Source organism: Streptomyces sp. NPDC091292 (assembly GCF_044757265.1).
In the GTDB taxonomy this organism is placed as follows: domain Bacteria; phylum Actinomycetota; class Actinomycetes; order Streptomycetales; family Streptomycetaceae; genus Streptomyces.
The window spans coordinates 186844-205368 of sequence record NZ_JBIVUQ010000011.1 but is presented as its reverse complement, the minus strand read 5'-3'; the positions used below and the strand labels follow the sequence as shown (position 1 = coordinate 205368).

At 70.0% G+C, this 18525-nt stretch carries 11 protein-coding genes and 1 pseudogene; 3 read left to right on the top strand and 9 right to left on the bottom strand.

Features of this window, described 5'->3' with window-relative positions; all coding sequences use genetic code 11:
- Nucleotides 1–58: 58 nt before the first annotated feature.
- Complete coding sequence (locus ACIQNU_RS27375) at nucleotides 59–1165, bottom strand: NAD(P)-dependent alcohol dehydrogenase (protein ID WP_401371525.1); 1107 nt, start codon at nucleotides 1163–1165, stop codon at nucleotides 59–61.
- Between the two features lie 28 nt (nucleotides 1166–1193).
- Nucleotides 1194–1973: an MBL fold metallo-hydrolase gene (locus ACIQNU_RS27370; RefSeq protein WP_401371523.1), complete on the bottom strand. Its 780-nt coding sequence runs from the start codon at nucleotides 1971–1973 to the stop codon at nucleotides 1194–1196.
- A gap of 165 nt (nucleotides 1974–2138) precedes the next feature.
- Between ACIQNU_RS27370 and ACIQNU_RS27365 the strand changes: the two genes are divergently transcribed.
- Nucleotides 2139–3101 (top strand): amidohydrolase family protein, encoded by a 963-nt coding sequence (locus tag ACIQNU_RS27365; protein WP_401371521.1) that lies wholly within the window; start codon nucleotides 2139–2141, stop codon nucleotides 3099–3101.
- Here the strand turns inward: ACIQNU_RS27365 and ACIQNU_RS27360 are convergent.
- Both ACIQNU_RS27360 and ACIQNU_RS27355 read right to left on the bottom strand, forming a co-directional pair.
- The gene (locus tag ACIQNU_RS27360) at nucleotides 3098–4177 is read right to left on the bottom strand and encodes a lipocalin-like domain-containing protein (RefSeq protein WP_401371519.1); all 1080 of its coding nucleotides are present in this window, start codon (nucleotides 4175–4177) and stop codon (nucleotides 3098–3100) included. The two genes, ACIQNU_RS27365 and ACIQNU_RS27360, sit on opposite strands and share 4 nt — an antisense overlap.
- A gap of 28 nt (nucleotides 4178–4205) precedes the next feature.
- Nucleotides 4206–5294 (bottom strand): hydroxyneurosporene dehydrogenase, encoded by a 1089-nt coding sequence (locus tag ACIQNU_RS27355; RefSeq protein WP_401371517.1) that lies wholly within the window; start codon nucleotides 5292–5294, stop codon nucleotides 4206–4208.
- A gap of 157 nt (nucleotides 5295–5451) precedes the next feature.
- Between ACIQNU_RS27355 and ACIQNU_RS27350 the strand changes: the two genes are divergently transcribed.
- A complete protein-coding gene (locus ACIQNU_RS27350) occupies nucleotides 5452–6078 on the top strand; it encodes a TetR/AcrR family transcriptional regulator (RefSeq protein WP_401371515.1) in 627 nt (208 codons plus the stop codon).
- Nucleotides 6079–6652: 574 nt separating this feature from the next.
- On the opposite strand, the gene ACIQNU_RS27345 is transcribed toward ACIQNU_RS27350, so the two are convergent.
- Both ACIQNU_RS27345 and ACIQNU_RS27340 read right to left on the bottom strand, forming a co-directional pair.
- Nucleotides 6653–6868 carry a DUF6243 family protein gene (locus ACIQNU_RS27345; RefSeq protein ID WP_401371513.1) on the bottom strand — a complete coding sequence of 72 codons (216 nt, stop codon included), beginning with the start codon at nucleotides 6866–6868 and terminating at the stop codon, nucleotides 6653–6655.
- A 130-nt stretch (nucleotides 6869–6998) separates the two neighbouring features.
- Nucleotides 6999–7235 (bottom strand): annotated as a pseudogene (locus ACIQNU_RS27340) (hypothetical protein); the annotation flags it as partial.
- A 109-nt stretch (nucleotides 7236–7344) separates the two neighbouring features.
- Here ACIQNU_RS27340 and ACIQNU_RS27335 point away from each other — a divergent pair.
- Nucleotides 7345–8598 (top strand): MFS transporter, encoded by a 1254-nt coding sequence (locus ACIQNU_RS27335; protein ID WP_401371511.1) that lies wholly within the window; start codon nucleotides 7345–7347, stop codon nucleotides 8596–8598.
- A gap of 35 nt (nucleotides 8599–8633) precedes the next feature.
- Here the strand turns inward: ACIQNU_RS27335 and ACIQNU_RS27330 are convergent, their stop codons facing one another.
- The 3 genes from ACIQNU_RS27330 to ACIQNU_RS27320 are packed head-to-tail and all read right to left on the bottom strand — an operon-like array spanning nucleotide 8634 to nucleotide 18490.
- Nucleotides 8634–11837, bottom strand: coding sequence for an amino acid adenylation domain-containing protein (locus ACIQNU_RS27330; RefSeq protein WP_401371509.1), 3204 nt, complete (start codon nucleotides 11835–11837; stop codon nucleotides 8634–8636).
- 27 nt (nucleotides 11838–11864) lie between these two features.
- The gene (gene asnB, locus ACIQNU_RS27325; RefSeq protein WP_401371507.1) at nucleotides 11865–13745 is read right to left on the bottom strand and encodes an asparagine synthase (glutamine-hydrolyzing); all 1881 of its coding nucleotides are present in this window, start codon (nucleotides 13743–13745) and stop codon (nucleotides 11865–11867) included.
- A gap of 2 nt (nucleotides 13746–13747) precedes the next feature.
- Nucleotides 13748–18490, bottom strand: a complete 4743-nt coding sequence (locus ACIQNU_RS27320; protein ID WP_401371505.1) for an amino acid adenylation domain-containing protein — start codon at nucleotides 18488–18490, stop codon at nucleotides 13748–13750.
- Nucleotides 18491–18525 lie beyond the last annotated feature (35 nt).

The window sequence follows — 18525 nt, the reverse complement described above, 5'->3', positions numbered from 1 at the left end:
ATAGGAGAGTTGGCGGCTCGTAGGGGGTGCTGGCGGCTCATCTTTTTTGGGGCGCGGCTCAGTGGACGAGGACGGCCTTGACGGCCGCCCCCGAACGCACCTCGCCGACCGCCTTGTTGATGTCGTCCAGCGCGTAGGTGCGGATCATGGCCTCCAGCGGGAAGCGGCCCCTGCCGTGGAGGTCGAGGATGCGGGGAACGAGGACGGCCGGGGCCTGGTGGCCGACGATCGAACCGGTCACGGTCCGTCCTTCGAGGAGCGCGAACGCGCTGGTCCGCAGGTCCGCGTCCGGAGCGACTCCGAGGATCGCGGCACTTCCCAGCGGAGCGAGCGCGGCCACGGCCTGCGCCATCACCTCGGGTACGCCGCTGGACTCCACGCTGAATTCGACGCCCGGTCCGCCGGTCAACTCCCGTACCCGCTCGACGGCGAGGCCGTCGGTCGCGTCGACCACATCGGTCGCACCCAGATGGGCGGCAAGGTCGAGCCGCGACGGGTGCGGGTCGGCGACGATGATCCGTGCGGCGCCCGCCGCCGCAGCCGCCATGACCGCGCTCAGCCCGACCGCTCCCGCGCCGAACACGGCCACCGTGCTGCCGGGCGAGACCTTCAGCAGGTTCCAGACCGCGCCGACGCCGGTGATGACGCCGCAACCGAGGGGAGCGAGCACATGATCGGGCACGTCCGTCTCGCCGACCTTGATCAGGCTGCTCGGCCGGCACAGCCCGTACCCGGCGAACGACGACTGTCCGAAGAAGTGGTCGTGCACGGGCTCGCCCGAGGCGTCGCGCAGCCCGACCGAGCCATCGGCGCGCTGAGCACCGAAGTTCAGCGGAAAGTGGAGGGGACAGTACGCGGGCCGTCCGCTCAGACAGTTCCGGCAGGTTCCGCAGAAGCTGAAGCTGGCCACCACACGGTCGCCAGGCCCGAACCCGGTGACGGCGGCGCCGATCGCCTCGACCACGCCGGCTCCTTCGTGTCCGGCGACGACCGGGAGGGGCGTGGGCATACGTCCGGCCGCCACCTCCAGATCCGTATGGCACAGCCCGGCCGCGGTGAAGCGCACCAGTACCTCGTCCGGACGGGGGTCGCCAATGCGCAGTTCCTCCAGCGCGAAGGGATCGCCGCTGTCCGGCCGGCACACCGCCGCTTTCACACTGTTCATGGCAAGCCCTTCGGAGGGTGCGGCCGGTTCATCGGAGTGAGACCGGACGGAGTTCGGGGAAATGCGGGCCGACGAGCGGGGTGCCCGTGGCGCGCAGCGTCTCCAGCCAAAGGGCCCGGGTGGCCGCGGCGGCCGGTGCGTCCCAGTCGAAGCCGCAGCGCCAGTGCGGGTGGTCCAGCGCCGCCGGATGGTGGAAGAGGTCACCGACCAGGGCGAGGCCCTGGCCCCGCGACTCGATCAGAGCGACGGAGGCGCCCGGCGTGTGGCCCGGCGCGTGCACGAGACGCAGCCACTCGTACGGCGAGACGGCATCGCCCTCCCACAGCACGGCAGCGTCCCGCAGTGGAGCGACCTTGCCGCGCACGGCGTCGTCGGCGTCCCCGTCCACGAAGTACTTCCAGTCCGCGGCATGGATGTGATGCCTGGCCTGGGAAAACGCGGGGACACCCGCAGTGGAGGCCCAGCCCACATGGTCGATATGCAGATGGCTGAGGACCACATCGGTCACCGAGCCGAGCGGGCACTCCAGCTCCTCCAGCCGCTCCGGCAGGAGTTCGCAGACCGGGGGCAGCTCGCCGTCGGGCAGCAGCTGCGGGGCGAGCCCGCCACCCAGGTCGAAGACGACGCGATGCCCCTGTCGGTCGGTGGCCAGGAATCCGCCGAACGGGATCTGAAGCATCCCATGCTCGTCGAGGACGCCGGGCAGCGCCTGCCACACGGACAACGGCACGTCCGGATAGAGAAGGTTCGGCGGCATCGGTATGACGCCGTCAGTGAGGGGTTCGACTGTCACATCACCTATCTGCATGCCTCGACCGTAACCATTAAAATGTCGAACGTCAATTTATTTATCCCGCGGATAGTGCACACATGGCCTCGTCACGCCCGATAGGGGTGTGATTAAATTGACTAGTAACAGTTTGATGCTTAGGCTCGGCAGCACACCCACAGCACGGAGCAGAGGAGCACCGTCGTGCCTGGTCAACGGATTGATGTGCACACTCATGGCGTGTCGGACGAGGCGATGATGGCTATCGCGGGCCGGGGCTTCCGGCCGACCGGCGGGTACCGCATCTCGGCGCGATGGACAGCGGAGGCCGCCCTCGCCTACATGGACCGGCAGGAGATCGCCGCCCAGCTCGTGTCCATGCCTATGTCGTTCGCGGGGGCGGACGACGATCCAGACTTCGGGACGCGGCTGGCCCGGCTGATCAACGAGGGGCACGCCGAGCTGATCGCGAAGCACCCCGGCCGCTTCGGAGCGTTCGCGACGCTTCCGGCGGACGGTCCCGACGAGGCGCTGGCGGAAGTCGCGTACGCCCTGGACGAGTTGAGGCTCGACGGAGTGGTGCTGACCTCGAACATGGCTGGGCGCTACTTCGGCGACCCGTCCCTCGAACTCGTACTGGCGGAGCTGGCACGGCGCGAAGTACCGGTCTTCGTCCACCCCCAGGACTGCCCGCACATCGACGTCCTCGGTTTCGGCCGGCCGAGTTCGATCGTCGAGTTCCCCTTCGACACCGCGCGCACCATCACCAACGCGCTGTACACCGGTGTCTTCCAGCGCCACCCCGGGCTGCGGCTGATCCTGGCGCACTGCGGAGGGGCGCTGCCCACGCTCGGTTGGCGGATCGGCGAGCACACCGTCATGGGACGGGGGCCGGAGGACGCGGACATCGATCCGGCGCATGTCGCGGAGGTGTTGCGGGGCCTCTACTACGAGACGGCACTCGCCGGCAGCCGCAACTCCCTGCTGCCGACGCTGGAGGTGACCAGCGCGGACCACATCCTCTTCGGGACCGACTGGCCCGCGGCCCCGGAACCCACGGTCGTGCGCAACATCGACAACCTCACCGGCTTCGACGGCTTCGACGAGGCCCAGCTCCGAGGCGTGGAACGCGACAACGCGCTCAGGCTGTTCCCGAGGTTCGCCTAGGACCAGTCGCCGACGAGTTCGAGGTAGGCGTGGCCGGTCACCTGTTGGCCCTGGTAGGTGCCGGTGACGGTGGCCGCGCCCTCGAACTTGGTCAACGATGGTTCCTTGGAGACGATCTCCTGCTCCTTGTACGGCACTTCGATGATCAGCTGGGTGTCGATCTGCGGGGCGCGGACGACGCAGCGGGTGGGGTAGCTGCGGCCGGTGACCGGGCTGGTCCAGTGGTCGGTGGCCTCCACCGGCAGCATCGTGGGTGCGACGACGTGCGTGCCGTCGGGGTGGACCGCGGTGAGTGCGAGAAAGATCTCCTGGTTGACCATGTCGCGCAGCTGGGCGAGACCGATGTTGACGCCGTTGTCGAGCTGGGGGCAGATCCACATCCAGTTCATCGGGCCGGCCGGGGTCTCCGCGCTCGTCTGGGCGGCTTCGTGGCTCTTGCCGAGCGAGTCGGCGAAGAAGTCGGGCAGTCCGCCCCACTGTCGGTCCAGCCAGGAGATGCCGGTGACGTCGTAACTCGCCGAGTCGAGGACGACCGTGCCGCTCGTCTTCATCGCGGGGAAGGCGAACTCGTACTGCTCGTCGAGCCCGAGGAAGCGCATCTGTCCCTGCGCGTTCATGAGCAGCGGCGGTCCGGAGGCGGTCGCGGTGAGGTCGATCCGCACCTCGTCGCCCTTGACGCTCAGCGTGTAACCGTTGCGGTCGCCGGTCCAGGTCAGCTCGGGACTGCTGAGAGAAAAGCGGTCCGTGCCGATCTCGGTCTGCTCAAGCGGGTGGATGTACTCCGTGGCGCGCGAGGCGCCGGTCCCCTCGTTCACGACGACCACGTTGAGCTGCGCGATGTCGGTGCCGCCCGGGGGGCGCTGGACCAGGAAGTGGACCTGGAGCCCGAAGCGCTGCCCGCCCGAGTCCAGATTGGCGACGACGAACCAGGATTCGTTGGGCCACCGTCCGCTGTGCTCGGGCAGGTCGCGGTCGATGTCGATGACCGAGCGGGGCTCGGCCACGGTAAAGGTCTTCCCGTCGACGGTGACCTTGTCGCCGATGGCGGGTACGTGGTTGTCGGTGGAGAGCGACATCGTGGGCTCCTTGGGGCGGGGGTCGGGTTCAGGGGCGGGTCTTGCCGAAGTACATGAGCTCCCACAGGGCGTCGTCGACATGGCTCTCCACCAAGTCAGCACCCTGGTAGCGCTCGATACGGACCTCGCCGGCGAAGCGCAGATAGGCGCCGTCGAACCCCGACAGCTTGGCGGCGGCCTTCTTGGGGCCCTTGAGGCCGTCGGCCATCTTCGACGCGGCCAGGTCGGAGTGCCGGGTGTAGGTGACGACGTACCGCTCGTCTCCGGCGTCGTAGGTGTAGCGGGTGACGTTCGCGACCGGCTTGCCCGTCTCCGTGTCGGTGTAGCGGCCCAGCTCCTCGAAGGTGACTTTGCTGTTGTCGTCCGCGACGAGCTTTCCGTCGCGAGCCAGCATGAACACCGGCAACTCGGTGTACCCGTACGGCTTCTCCGCGGTGATGTACGAGGAGATCACCGAGTACGGCCCTGCCGCCCCGCGGGCCCAGTACCAGTGGTGCATGAGCTTGAGCATCAGGGCGTTGCCCCAGTTGTGGTCGTGATATCCGACGCCTGTGGACGTGCTGCTGCGGCCGGCCACGCTGTAGGTCGCCTCGACCTTGCCCTGCGGGACGGACGGCAGCCAGGCGAAGAGGTGCTCGTCCTGCTCGCCGAAGAGCCAGTGCCCCGTCTCGGGGCGCCAGGCGGGTACCTGTCCGGTCAGCGTGACGTCGACCTCGACCTCCTCGACCTGGGCATGGATCGCGTAGGTGTGCAGGTCGCCGGTGAAGACGTTGTCGCCGATCCGGACATCGCACGTGTCGGTGGCGGCGGAGAAGGTCGCCGGGGCCAGCTCCACGAGCTTGGTCAGCGCGGTCCCGTCGGGCAGCGTCAGGTCGATCCGGACGACCGGCGTCAGGGGCCGGTCGATGACCGTGAACTCCTTGGTGAAGAAGACCACGACCAGCTTGGCGCCGTCGTCCAAGTGCGCGTCGAAGTACCACCATTCATAGCTGCCCGGCCCGCCGTCGGTACGCAGGCCGTCCTCGTGGGGCTTGATCGTCCGGGGTTCGATGCCGAACCGCGCGTAGTCCTCCGTGGTGCTGCCGAGACGGGCGGGGGCGGTGCTGTGGTGGGACACGAAGATCACGATCCTGTCCAGCGAAGCGGTCCCGGGATAGTTTCCAGGTGGATACTTACCTTATGTCCACTATGCGCGACTCGCTCTTGCGGCACAAATGGGGCGTCGCATCCACTCGGAGGGCCACGACGTGACAAAGACATCACCCGCCAGACGCATGGGACGCCCACCGGCAGGCCAGGAAGTCGACGACTCACTCCTGCTCACGGCCACCTTGGACGCGTTCGCCGAGAACGGCTACGACGGCACTTCCGTACGGGAGCTGAGCCGACGCCTTGGCGTGAGCCATGCGCTTCTCACCGCACGCTTCGGCTCCAAGGAAGGATTGTGGTTCGCGGCGATGGAACACGTCCTGTCCCAGACGAAGAGATCGTGGAGCGAACTCGCCGAGGACCACGACCGCGACGATCTCGACGTCCTGCGCCAGGGGATCGTCCACCAGGTCACGTTCTCGGCAGCGCACCCCCAACTGGTGCGCATCATGACCCACGAAGGGGCCATCGACAGCCCCCGTATGCGCTTCATCTTCGAGTACGTCATCAGCCCGCTGCGCGCACCACTTGAGCAGCGCCTCAACCGGCTCATCGACGAGGGCCGAATCCGACCCGTGCCCTATGCCACCCTGCACTACCTGGTGGTCCAGGGCAGCGGAGGCCCGTACGCCAGCCCCGTCGAATCCGCACTCCTCGGCGTCCCCCGGCCACCGACACCGGAGGACGTCCGACGCCACGCCGAATTGGTGGCCGACATCATCGTCACCGGCCTGTCCGCCACCCCTGACTGACCTATGACAGATCCGAGCGCCCTGCTGCCCGGCACCGGCTACCAGACCCAGGTGTCGAGGCGCACGCGGGGAAGGACTCTGACCGGGGGCCGCAGTCTGTGTTGTCCAGCGGTTTCATAGGCGGTGCGCGTCGGCTGGTGGCACAAGGTCAGGGATGCGTTGAGGCGTGAAACGGCCGACCAGCGGCGTCCGCGCACGGGAGGACGAGGCGGGCTTGGACTCGGTGAACCGGTCGATGAGGGAAGGTCGTCCCGCAGTGTGTTGTCGCGTGGAGGCCGCTGTGGGGAGCGCAGTGTCAGCAGCGTGATCTCGCTGGGGCGAAGACGCGGAAGGGCGCACCCCACCGCGTTGCTTGGCCCCTCCCTGCTGCGTGACGAGCGCCAAGAACCCAACACTCAGCAGAAGCGCCCTCTCACCGCTCGCATCGCGGTGGCCGTTCTGCGGCTTCCCTGCCGACGATCACATCCCGCCCGTCCCCTGGCGACGAACAGGATCGCTCTTCACGCCAGAAGTGCAGGCCATGTGCGTCGCAGTCCGGGCACTGCCCCCTGTGGTGCCGCCCGGCGGCGGCGCATCAGCTCTGTGCGGTGTCGTCGCTCGTCTGTCCGGCGCCCTCCGCTGCGCCGGCCTTCTCGCGCATCTTGCGCACCAGCTCCGCCTTCCGGTCGGCGGCACTCTGGCGGCCGAGGTTGCGGTGCGGACCGTTGTTCTGCCGTTCGGCGCGAGACAGCTTCTTGCGCCGGCCACCGCCCATGCCCACGGAGTTGTTCATGTTCTTGCTCACGGTCACCGGTTCTCCCGGTAATGATGTGAAGTGGTCTACTGATCGATCGGTGGGACGGGCGGCGACGTCGAAGGCCACGAGCAACTGCAGCCGTTTCCACCAGCGGGCGAAGAACCTGCCGGACCTGCCGGTCCGCGCGGACGTAGCGCGGGTCGCCGGCGGGTTCGACGACGGCCCAGTCCCCGGTGCACACGACGCGCAGCGGATCGTGGGGCGTGACATGGGCGGTGTCGGCCCGGACGAGACCTTCGGCGGTGACGACGTCGCACTGCCCGCGATCGACCCGCACGACCCGCCCGACGACGAGCCCGTCAGCCGCGTACGAAGAGAACTTCTTCTTCGTCGCAACGCGAACGGCTTTGCTGCCGCCCAGACCGTACGGGAGCCGATACGGCCGCGCCACGTCTTTTGTCGCCGCTTCCCCCCTCGGCCGGAGGCAGGAGGCATGGACACGTCGAAGCTGACGCGTCACCCTGGCTGCGATGACCAAACTCCTCGCGCCGCCCGACGACACACGGCCGTTATGGCGCAACCGGGACTTCATGCTCCTGTGGAGCGGTCAGGTCGTCTCGACCGTGGGCATGCGGGTCACGACGCTCGCGTACCCGCTGCTGGTCCTCGCGTTGACGGGTTCGCCGTTCCAGGCCGGGCTGGTGGGGTTCGCGCAGACCCTGCCGTTTCTGGTGCTCTATCTGCCGGCCGGTGCGCTGGTCGACCGCTGGGACCGCAAGCGGGTGATGCTGGCCGCCGATGGCATCCGGGCCGTGCTCATGGGGCTCGTGGTGCTGGCGGTGGCGTTCGACCAGGTCACCGTGGCGCCGCTGCTCGTCGTCGTCTTCCTGGACGGCGCCTGCTTCGTGTTCTTCCAGCTCGCCGAGTCCGCCGCCCTGCCGCACATCGTCCCGCGCCCCCAACTGCCCACCGCGCTGGCCCAGAACCAGGCCCGCGAGTTGGGCGCCGATCTGGCCGGACGCCCGCTCGGCGGCGCCCTGTTCGGCGTCGGCCACCTCCTGCCCTTCGTCTTCGACCTGTTCTCCTACCTCCTCGGCTTCGTCACCATGCTGTTCGTGCGGCCCGGGTTGCAGGAGCGGCGGGCGGACGCGCCGCGCCGGAGCCTGCTCGCCGAGATCCGCGAGGGCCTGGTGTGGCTGTGGCACCAGCGGCTGTTACGGGTCCTGGTGGCCCTGACCGGCGCGGTCAATCTCGTCCTGGCCGCACTGACGCTCGTACTGATCGTGCGTGCCCAGCAGTTGGGGGCCTCGGCCTCGCTGATCGGTGTGATGCTGGCGCTGCCCGGCGGTGCCGCGATCGCCGGTGCCTTCGCCGCTCCCTGGCTGCAACGCCGCCTGTCACCGAGGGTGGTGGTGATCGGGTCGCTGTGGCTGTGGGCCGGTGGCATGGTGGCGCTGGTGTGGCTGCCCTCGCCGCTGGCGCTCGGCGCGGTGGTGGCGGTGACCGCACTGCCGGAGCCGGTGTTCAACGTGGTGCTCTCGTCGTACCGTTACGCGCTCGCGCCCGACCGTCTCCAGGCCCGTACCGTCGGTGCCGCCCGGCTGATCGTCTGGGGCGCGATCCCGCTCGGCTCACTGGCCGCCGGCGCCATGCTCCAGACCCTGGGCGCGCGGGGGACGCTGGTCGCCTATGCCGTGTTCATGATCGCGCTGGCCGCGCTGGCCATGAGTCTCCGTACGATCCGTCGGGCCCCGCGCGTCGAGGAGATACCCCGCCCCGAGTGAGCCGTGGCCGACGGCGTACGGCGAGCCCACCACCCTCACGTCTCCCCGTCGATCAGCCGGCCGATCCCGGCGACGGTCGGGTGCTCGAAGAGCTTGCGGACCGTCAGGGGGAAGCCGAGTTCGTCGCGGACCCTGTTGACGATGCGCACCGCGAGCAGCGAGTGACCGCCCAGATCGAGGAAGTCGTCGTGGACCCCGACCTTGTCCAGAGCGAGGACTTCGGCCCAGATGCGGACGAGCGCGGTCTCGACCGGCGTGCCGGGCGCCGCATCGAGTGAGTCGCGTGAGGCAACGGCTGCGGTGTCGGGGGCGGGCAGGGCCGCGCGGTCGAGTTTGCCGTTGGGTGTGAGCGGCAGCCGTTCGCGTGTGACGAAGTGGCCGGGGAGCATATGGGCGGGCAGCCGTCCGCCGAGGAAGCCGCGCAGCTCCGCCGGGTCCGGCGCCACGCCGTCCCGGGCGGGCACCACATACGCGACGAGGACATGCCCGCCGGTCGGATCCTCGCGCGGGACGACCGCCGCCGCGAGGACACCGGGATGCGCCCTCAACGCGGCCTCCACCTCGCCCGGTTCGACGCGATGGCCACGGATCGTGACCTGGTCGTCCACCCGGCCGATGAACTCAAGGCGCCCGCCCGCGAGCCATCGGACGAGGTCACCGGTCCGGTACAGCCTCGCTCCGGGCCGGTCGGTGTACGGGTCGGGCAGAAAACGCGCCCGTGTCAGCTCGGGACGCCCCAGATAGCCGCGCGCGACACCGGGACCGCCGACGTACAGCTCGCCGGGAATGCCCTCCGGCACCGGGAGCATCGCCTCGTCCAGGACGTAGGTACGCAGGTCGGGGATGCGGACCCCGATCGGGCTGCCGGTCCCGGCCGCGAGATCGGCCGGCTTCAGCGGGTGATGGGTGACGTGGACGGTGGTCTCGGTGATGCCGTACATGTTCGACAGGCGGGGCCGCGTATGCCCGCGCCGCTCCATCCAGTTGCGCAGGGTGCCCGGGTCGCACTTCTCTCCGCCGAGGATCACCTGCCGCAGGGCGAGCGGAGGGCGGCCCGCTGCTTCGTCCGCGCGGTCCAGTTGGAGGAGTGCGGTGGGGGTCTGGTTGAGCACGGTGACGCGTTCACGGCGGAGGATGTCGAGCAGGACGTCCGGCTCGCGGGCGGCGTCCCGGGACACGACGACGACCCGGCCGCCGTGCGCCAGCGCGCCCCACAACTCCCAGACGGAGAAGTCGAAGGCGAACGAGTGGAAGAGCGTCCATACGTCGTCCGGGCCGAAGCCGAACCAGGCGGCGGTGGACCGCAGGAGCCGTACGACGTTGGCGTGGGTGACGAGGACCCCGTTCGGCCGGCCGGTGGAACCGGAGGTGTGGATGACGTAGGCGAGGTGATCGGGTGTCGCCGCAGGCCGGTCCACAGCCACGGCCACGTCAGCGTCAGCGTTCACGGCCCGGTCGCCGTCCACGTCCCCGTCCAGGAACACCAGTTCGTACCCCGCCCCCGGCACCACCCCCCGCACCCCCTCCTCCGTAACGACCACCCCCGCGCCCGAGTCCTCCAGCAACAGCGCCAGCCGCTCCGGCGGGTACGCCGGGTCCAGCGGCAGATACGCTCCGCCCGCCCTGAGTACGCCGAGCAGGGCGACCACGAGATCGACTGACCGTTCGAGACAGACTCCGACTATCACGTCGGGGCCGACACCCAGCCGCCGGAGGCGGTGGGCCACCAGGTCCGCACGCCACGTGAGTTCGCCGTACGTGAGACTCCTCATGCCGTCCGTCACCGCGCGTGCGTCCGGTGTGCGCGCGGCCCATCCGGCGACCAGTTCGTGCAGGCAGGCGTCCGCGTCGCTCGGCTCGGCGCGGTTCCATTCGTGCACCACTTGGGCGTGCTCGGCGTCGGTGAGGAGCGGCAGCGTGGACAGGGGTGCGTCGGGCCGGGCGCAGCCGGCGGCCAGGAGCGTACGGAGGTGACCGGCCATCCGTACGACACGGGCCTCGTCGAAGAGTTCCGCCGCGTAGTCGAGCCGCGCCCGTATGCCCCCGCCCCGGCCCCCATTCCCGTCCTCGGGGATGAAGGACAGGACCAGTTCGGCCGGGGCGGGCAGTGGGTCGACCGGCTCCCGGAGGGTGGCGAGGCCGGGCAGGCGGAGGACGGGCTGTTCGGCGGGGTGCATCACGCACATCGCGCGGAAGAACGGCTGCCCGTCGGCATCACGGTGCGGCCTGATCTCCTCCACCAGCCGCTCGAACGGTACGTCGGCGTTCTCGAAGCCGCCGAGGCACACCTCGCGGACCTGGCCGAGCAGGTGCCGGAAGGTGAGATCCGCGACGAGCCCGATGCGCAGGGGCAGCGTGTTGACGAACAGACCTATGGTGTCGGCGAGTTCGGGCCGGTCACGCCCGGCCACCGGTACCCCGATGACCAGGTCGTCGCGGCGTGTGTAGCGTCCGAGCAGGGTCGCGAAGGCGGCCAGCAGGGGCATGAACGGGGTCGCCGACTCCGCCCGCGCCATCGCCCGTACCCCGTCCACGACCGCACGCGGCAGCGGGAACTCGTACCGCCCGGCGAGTGGCGCGGTGTCCGCGTCGCGGGGGCGGTCGGTCGGCGGCCGTAGGGGGGCGGGGGCGTCCGCCAGGTGGTCGCGCCAGTGGTCCAACTGCCGTTCCTGGTCCACGCGTTGCGCGGGCGAGCGCTGCCAGGCGGCGAAGTCGGCGTACTGGAGCGGGAGTTCGGGCAGGGTACCGCCCTCGGACGCATGGGCGTAGGCGCGGGCCAGGTCCGTCTGGAGGATCGGCACCGATCCTCCGTCGAAGACGATGTGGTGCGCCCCGATCAGCAGCACGTGCTCGTCGTCGGCCAGCCGGAAGACCACGGGCCGCAGCAGCGGACCCCGCTCCAGATCGAACGGTTTCCACGCCGCGTCCCGCATCCGCCGGCGCAGCACCGCATCGCGTACGGCCGGTTCGTGTCCGGTGAGGTCTTCGACCGGCAGGCGGCAGTCCCAGGTGGGCGCGATCACCTGCGCCGGGCGTCCGGCCTCGTCCCGGAAGGTGGCCCGCAGCACCTCGTGGCGCGCGGCCACGGCGGTGAAGGCGGTGGCCAGCGCGGTCACGTCCAGCGGGCCGGTCAGCCGGAACGCCCAGGCGAGGTGGTACGCGGGATCGTCCGGGGACATCCGGTGCAGCAGCCACAACCGGTCCTGGGCGTACGACGGTCGGCAGACGAACGGTTCCATGCGGCGGCACCTCCGGGGACGGCCGGGTCACGTCAGATGGGGCAGGTCAAAGGTCTCCAGGAAGAGCCCGAAGGTCAGGACCAGCATCAGCACGTCGTCCTCGACAAGGAGATCGAGTCCGCGTTCGCCGTCCGGGAGGCGGCTTCGCAGGTGGCGTACCGCCTCGGGGTCGAAGTAGCCCTCCCGGCGGATCCGGACCGGATCGAGGAGCGCGTCGGCCCAGTCCCTGCCGAGCCGCAGGAGTTCGGGGCTCGTATGGGAGCGGAAGGCGAACTTCTCCCGCTCCACGACATCGGCCGGGAGATAGTCGTCCGCGACACGCTTGACCGGGTACTTCTCCTCGAAGTCGGCCAGCAGCATGTCGGGCGGCATGGTCCGCGCGCAGGCGATGACACCGGGGTCGAGGAACGGGTAGCGCGCCTCGACGGAGTTGGCCAGCGCCATGCGGTCGCCGTGGTCGCCGAGGAGGTGGTCGGGCAGCCGTAACTTGAAGTCGAGATAGGAGCGCTGGTGCAGGATGTGCCGCCCTTCGAGCCGCGCCGGATCGACCAGGGGCTCGGCAAGGGAGCTGAAGTCGTTCAGTCTGTGGGCGAGTTGACGTGAGTAGAGGCGTCGCCGGAGTCGGGCGAGGCCGGCGAACTCCCTGCCGTAGGCGAGCTGCGGATGCCCCCACAGGCGTGCCCGTAGCCGTTCCTCGGCGGACAGGGGGCGGGCGGGGTCGCTGCGGGCGATCCTGAACCGGTCGTACTGGTAGCCGATGTATCCCGCGAAGAGTTCGTCCGCGCCCTCCCCGGTGAGCACGACCTTGCCGCCCTGACTCCGCACCGCCCGGGACAGCCGCAGCGATGCCACGTTGTAGCTCTCCTTCACGGGGCATTCGCAGTGGCGGATCACCTCGGGCAGTCCGTCGAGGAGATCCCCGGGGGTGAGCGGGACCTCGGTGTGCAGGGAGCCGAGTTTCTCCGCCATCAGCCGCTGGAAGGGCTGTTCCGACATCTCGCCGCCCGGGAAGACGGCCGAGAAGGTGCGGGGCCGGTCGCCGGGCCGCAGGCCGGTGGCCATGGCGGCGACGAGTGAGGAGTCGAGGCCGCCGCTGAGGTAGTAGGCGTGCGGCACGTCGGCCCGCATCCGCAGCTCGACGGACCGGAGCAGAGCACTCTCCAACTCGCCTACATATGCGGATGCGGCGGCAGGTTCGGGGTCCGGGAGCGTGGGGAGGTCGGGCAGCCTCGGGTAGTCCAGGTCCCAGTACTGCTCGATCCGCACCCTGCCGTCCTCCAGTACGAGCAGATGGCCCGGCGGCAGGCTGGAGATGCCGGCGAACATGGTCCGAGGACTCACCAGGCCCGGCAGCACGAGCACTTGGTCGAGCCCGGTCAGGTCCACCGCGCGCGGGGTACGGGGATGGGCGAGCAGTGCCTTGATCTCCGAGGCGAACAGGAGGGTGCGGTCCACGGTGGTGTAGTGCAGCGGGGTGATCCCGGCCTGGTCACGCGCCAGCACCAGACGGCGGCGGCGGAGATCGTGGACGGCGAAGCTGAACTGCCCGTTCAGCCGGTGCACAAGCCCGGTGCCGTATTCCTCGTAGAGATGGACCAGCACCTCCACATCGCACGCCGTACGGAAGCGGTGTCCCGCCGCCCGCAACTCTTCGCGCAGTTCTTGGTGGTTGAAGATCTCGCCGTTGCAGCAGACGACGACGGTGCCGTCCTCGTTGCTCATCGGCTGCCGGCCGCCCGGCACATCGACGATGCTCAGCCTGCGGACGGCCATACCGACGCCGTCCTGGAAGCAGGAGCCCTCGTCGTCCGGGCCGCGATGGGTCAGGGTGCGTGCCATCGCGGTGAGCGCTCGGGGGTCGGCGGGCCTGCGCAGGTCCAGGTCGGCGGATCCGACGATGCCGCACATGGTCAGTCACCCCGCCGACGGCCGGAGTTCCGGTGTCCCGAGTTCCGGTGGCCCGAGCCTGCCCCGTGGCGCTCGCGGAACCTCCCCAGCAGATCCCCCGTGAGGGTCGTGTCCTCCAGTTGCGCCCGTGTCGCGGTGAAGCCGAGCCGGGCAAGGAGCGCGTGGTTCCGCTCCCCCGCCGCGAGATCGGCCACGCCCACCGTGCCGGGTATCTCCTCGAACACGGCCGTGAGCAGGGACGACAGGACGCAGCCGCCGATCGCGAACGGGTCCTGCTCGAACCAGCCGCGTAACGTCGCGGGCTCCGTCCGCCGTCGCACCCAGGGCGGGACGTACCGCAGTTCGTTGACCGTTTCGGGGCTGTGCAGCTCGCCGCCCTCGACGCAGAGGAGATCACCGGCGCCACGCATCCGCTCCCACGCGCGGTCCGGGTCGAAGCAGTGGGGCGCGGAGTCGTCGATCACCAGACAGCCGGGCGGCAGCCGGGAGACATCGATGACGTCCGGCACATTGGTCGCGGCCACGATCAGGGACGCCGCGTACACCGCGTCGGGCACGGAACCGTCCGTGGCTTCCGCGATGTCGACGGGCCCGTCGTAGTCGCTCCGTATCGCCGTGCGGATCTCCTCCAGATGGGAGCGGCGGCTGTACAGGTCGCACAGGGTGATGCGCCGTGGCGGAGGCAGCCGCCGCAGGTGCAGCCGCAGTGCGGAGACGCCGATGGATCCCAGGCCCACGAAGGCGACGGACTCCTCGCTCATCTCGCGGCCCGCCCGGCGGAGCAGTTGCTCGGTGTTGAGCACGATCGCGGCGATCGTCGTCCCGTGCCCGGTCGTGATCACCGGGACATCGGTCCGGCCCCGCACCGCCTCCACGATCGAGCGGCCGTAATCGGTCGCCGACGGCAGCAGGTTGATGAGGGACACGGCCCGCGCCCCGATCTGCCGCGCCGTCCTCAGCCCCGGCACCACCGCCCGGACGAGCCCCGCCGGGTCCCGATAGGCGTCGGCCTCGGGAAAAGGAAGAGTCATCAGCGCGATCCGGCCGAGACGTGTCTCCTTGATGCCGGACACCATCGGAACGCCCTGGCACCAGTCGCCGATGTATTCGTCCCGCCCCATGCCACGCCTCAGCAGCAGGGATTCCGGTACGCAGCTGAGAGTGGCGGCGTCCACGGGCGGGAGTTCACCGGAGGCGATCAGCGCGTGGAGGGGGCGGGCGTCGAATCGTACGAAGTCGTCGCCTTCGTGTCGCAGGAGGTCGGGGTCTTCGTCTCGTACGAGGTCGGGGTCTTCGTCTCGTACGGAGTTATCGGCGCCCTTGCCGGTCCTCTTCGGGGCGGCCCGGACACCGGGCACGACGTCGCGCGCCGGAGGTGTGGCGGCGAGCAGTGCCGTGATCGCCTCGGCGAGCGCCGCCACGGTCGGGTGCCGAAGGATCAGCTTGACCGGGACGTCCGTGCCGAGGGCGGCCGATATCCGGCCGGCCAGTTGGACCGTCTGCAAGGAGTGGCCGCCGAGATCGAAGAAGTTGGCGTCGATGGAGACGGCGGAGGTCTGGAGTACGTCGGACCACAGCTCGGCGAGCAGCCGCTCCAGCGGGGTGCGGGGCGCGGCGTCGGCGTGGTCGTGCGTGGTGCGGGGCGCGGGCAGGGCACGCCGGTCCACCTTCCCGTTGCCGGTCCTCGGCAGCCGCTCCAGCGGAACCCAGGCCGCCGGAACCATGTAGTCGGGCAGTGTCCGGGCGAGGAAGGCGCGGAGGGCGTCGCCGTCGGGGCAGGGGCGGCCCGGCACCGGGGCCACGTACCCGACGAGCCTCCGGTCCCCCGCGGAATCTCCGTGGACGAGGACCGCCGCGTCGCCGATGTCAGGGTGTTGGCGCAGGTGGGCCGTGATCTCGCCCGGCTCGACGCGGAACCCCCGTATCTTCACCTGGTCGTCCACCCGGCCCAGATACTCCAGGAGTCCGTCCGCGCGCCACCGCACCAGGTCCCCGGTCCGGTACATACGGGCGCCGGCCTCCGGGGCGTACGGGTCGGAGAGGAAGCGTTCGGCTGTGCGTGCGGGCTGCCCGAGGTATCCGCGCGCCACACCTGTCCCGCCGATGTACAACTCGCCCGGAACTCCCACCGGTTGCGGTCGCAGGCTGTCGTCCAGGACGTACACGCTCACGCCGGGCAGCGGCCGTCCGATCGGGGCCTCCCGGCCGGTCGTGAGATCCCGGTCGTCCGTGAAGCGGTGCTGCACGGCGTTGATCGTCGTCTCGGTGGGCCCGTAGGCGTTCACCAGCGGTGTTCTCGGGCCGTCGGGGGAAAACCAGCGGCGCAGATGCGCGGGCAGGGCCCGGTCCCCGCCGATCAGGACCAGCCGCACGGTGTCGGGGAGCCGCGCCGACCCGGCCGAAGCGCTGCCGCTGAGTTCGTGCCAGTAGGCGGTCGGCAGATTGAGGACGGTGAGGCCGAGCCGGGTGCAGGTGGCGAAGAAACGGGGTGCCGTGTCCACGATGTCGTCGCTGACGACGACGGTCGCGCCTCCGCACAGCGCGAGGAATATCTCCTCGACGCACATGTCGGCGCCGATGGACGAGAACGAGAGCACGCGGTCCTCGGGGGTGATCCCGTGGGTGCTCACCATGTGCGTGAAGAGAGGGACGAGGCCCGTGTGGGTGAGTTCCACGGGCTTCGGGGTGCCGGTGGAACCGGAGGTGTGGAGGACGAAGGCGGCGTCGGGGGTGGGGTGGTCGGGGGGTGTCGGGGGGTGTTTCGGGGGTACGTCGGTGCTGTTGGGGCTGTTGGTGCTGTCGGCTCGGAGTAGTTCGTGCCGGTTGATGGGGATCAGGTGCGGAAACGGTGGAGCGGCGGCGTTCGGGCCCGGGGCCGCTTCGTCGGCGCCGACTTCGCCGAGGATCTTTGTTCCGGGGCCGGTCAGTACGTACTCGGCGCCCGCGTCGGCCAGCAGGGCGGCCACGCGGGTGGCGGGCTGGCCGGGGCGGAGGGGAAGGCAGGCGGCGCCCGCGCCGAGAATCGCCAGCATGCCGAGGATCAGCTCGGGTCCACGCTCGGCGTACAGGCCGACCGGTGCCCCGGGGGTCACGCCGATGCCGCGCAGCCGCGCGCCGAGCCGGGTCGCCGCCGTGGTGAGTTCCGCGTAGGTGAGCCGGGTGTCTCCGTGCTCGACGGCGGTGGCCGTGGGATTACGTGCCGCCTGGCGCAGCACCATGGCGTGCAGGCGGTCGGCCGCCGGAGGTACGGGGCGCGGGCCTCGGCCCCTCACGAGAACCTGTTCGCGTGCGTCCGGGGTGAGGAGGGCGAGTCCGTCGACCCGCTGGTCCGGGTCCGCGACGACGCTTTCCAGGAGGGTGCGGTAGTGATGGGCGAGGCGGTCGATCGTGGCGTGGTCGAAGAGATCCGTGGCGTACTCGAAGGTGAGGGCCATCGCGTCGCCGGAGCCGCGCAGGGTCAGGGTGAGTTCGAACTGTGCCGTGTCACGCCGCACGGGCAGCCGCTCGACCCGCAGACCGGGCAGTTCGGGAACGGTCGGCGGGTTCTCCACCGAGATCATCGCCTGGAAGAGCGGGGGCCTGGCCGGGTCCCGTCGTGGTCGCAGTCCGGCCACCAGGCTTTCGAACGGCAGCTCTTGATGGTCCATGGCGTCGAGCACCGTCCCGCGCGCGGCCACCAACACCTCGCGGAACGTCCGGCTCCCCAGGATCTTCCCGCGCAGCACCACCGTATTGACGAAGCATCCGATCAACTGCTCGACATCGGTGCGCGTCCGGCCGGCGACGGGAAGTCCGACGGCGATGTCGCTCTGTCGGCAGTACCGGGCGAGGAGTACCTGGAAGGCGGCGAGGTGGAGCATGAACGGGGTGACGCGCTGCTCCAGGCCGATACGCCGGATGTCCGCCGTCAGCGGTGCGGGCAGCTTCAGTTCGACCCGTGCGCCTCGGGATGAGGCGAGGGGCGGGTACGGGTGGTCGGTCGGCAGCGCCAGCGGCGGGACGTCGGCCAGCGCCTCGCGCCAGTAGTCGAACTGCCCGTCCAGCGCACCGCTCTCCACCGCCTCCCGCTCGCGGCGGGCGTGCGCGGTGAAACGGAGGGACGGCGGATGGGCGAGTGGATCGGTGAGTGGACTGGTGCGTGGGCCAGTGAGTGGACTGGTGCATCCGGTGGTGAAGGCGTCGTACAGAGCGGCGAGTTCACGCCAGAGGATGTCGAGTGACCAACCGTCACAAATGAGGTGATGGAGGGTCAGCAGCCAGACGTGGTCCCGCTCTCCGAGGCGTACCAGCGAGGTCCGCAGGGGCGGCGACTTGAGGTCGAACGGGGTCATGGCGTCCCGCGCCGCCATCCGCCGGACCTCTTCGAGCCGCGCCGGGGCGGGTACCTGGGCGAGGTCCACGCGGACGAGTTGATCACTCACCGGATCGATGACCTGACCGGGGCCTTCCGGTGTCACGACCGGGCGGGCGCGCAACATCTCATGGCGCCGGGTCACTTCGGTGAATGCGGCGGCGAAGGCGTCGACATCCAGGGGGCCGTGGAACCGATAAGAGGTCGACACATTGTAGGCGGTGGAGGCCGGATCGACCTGATGCAGAAACCAGAGCCGCTCCTGGCTGAAAGAGAGAGGTTTGAAGGAGGAATCGGAGAAGGAAAGTGCTGAATCGCCGTCATCGCCGTCATCGTCGCCCGCATGGTCGAGTCGTTCGGAACGGCGACGGTACTCCCGGCCGGCACCACGCATCGATCTCTCTCCTTGTGATCAGACGTCGTCCGGAC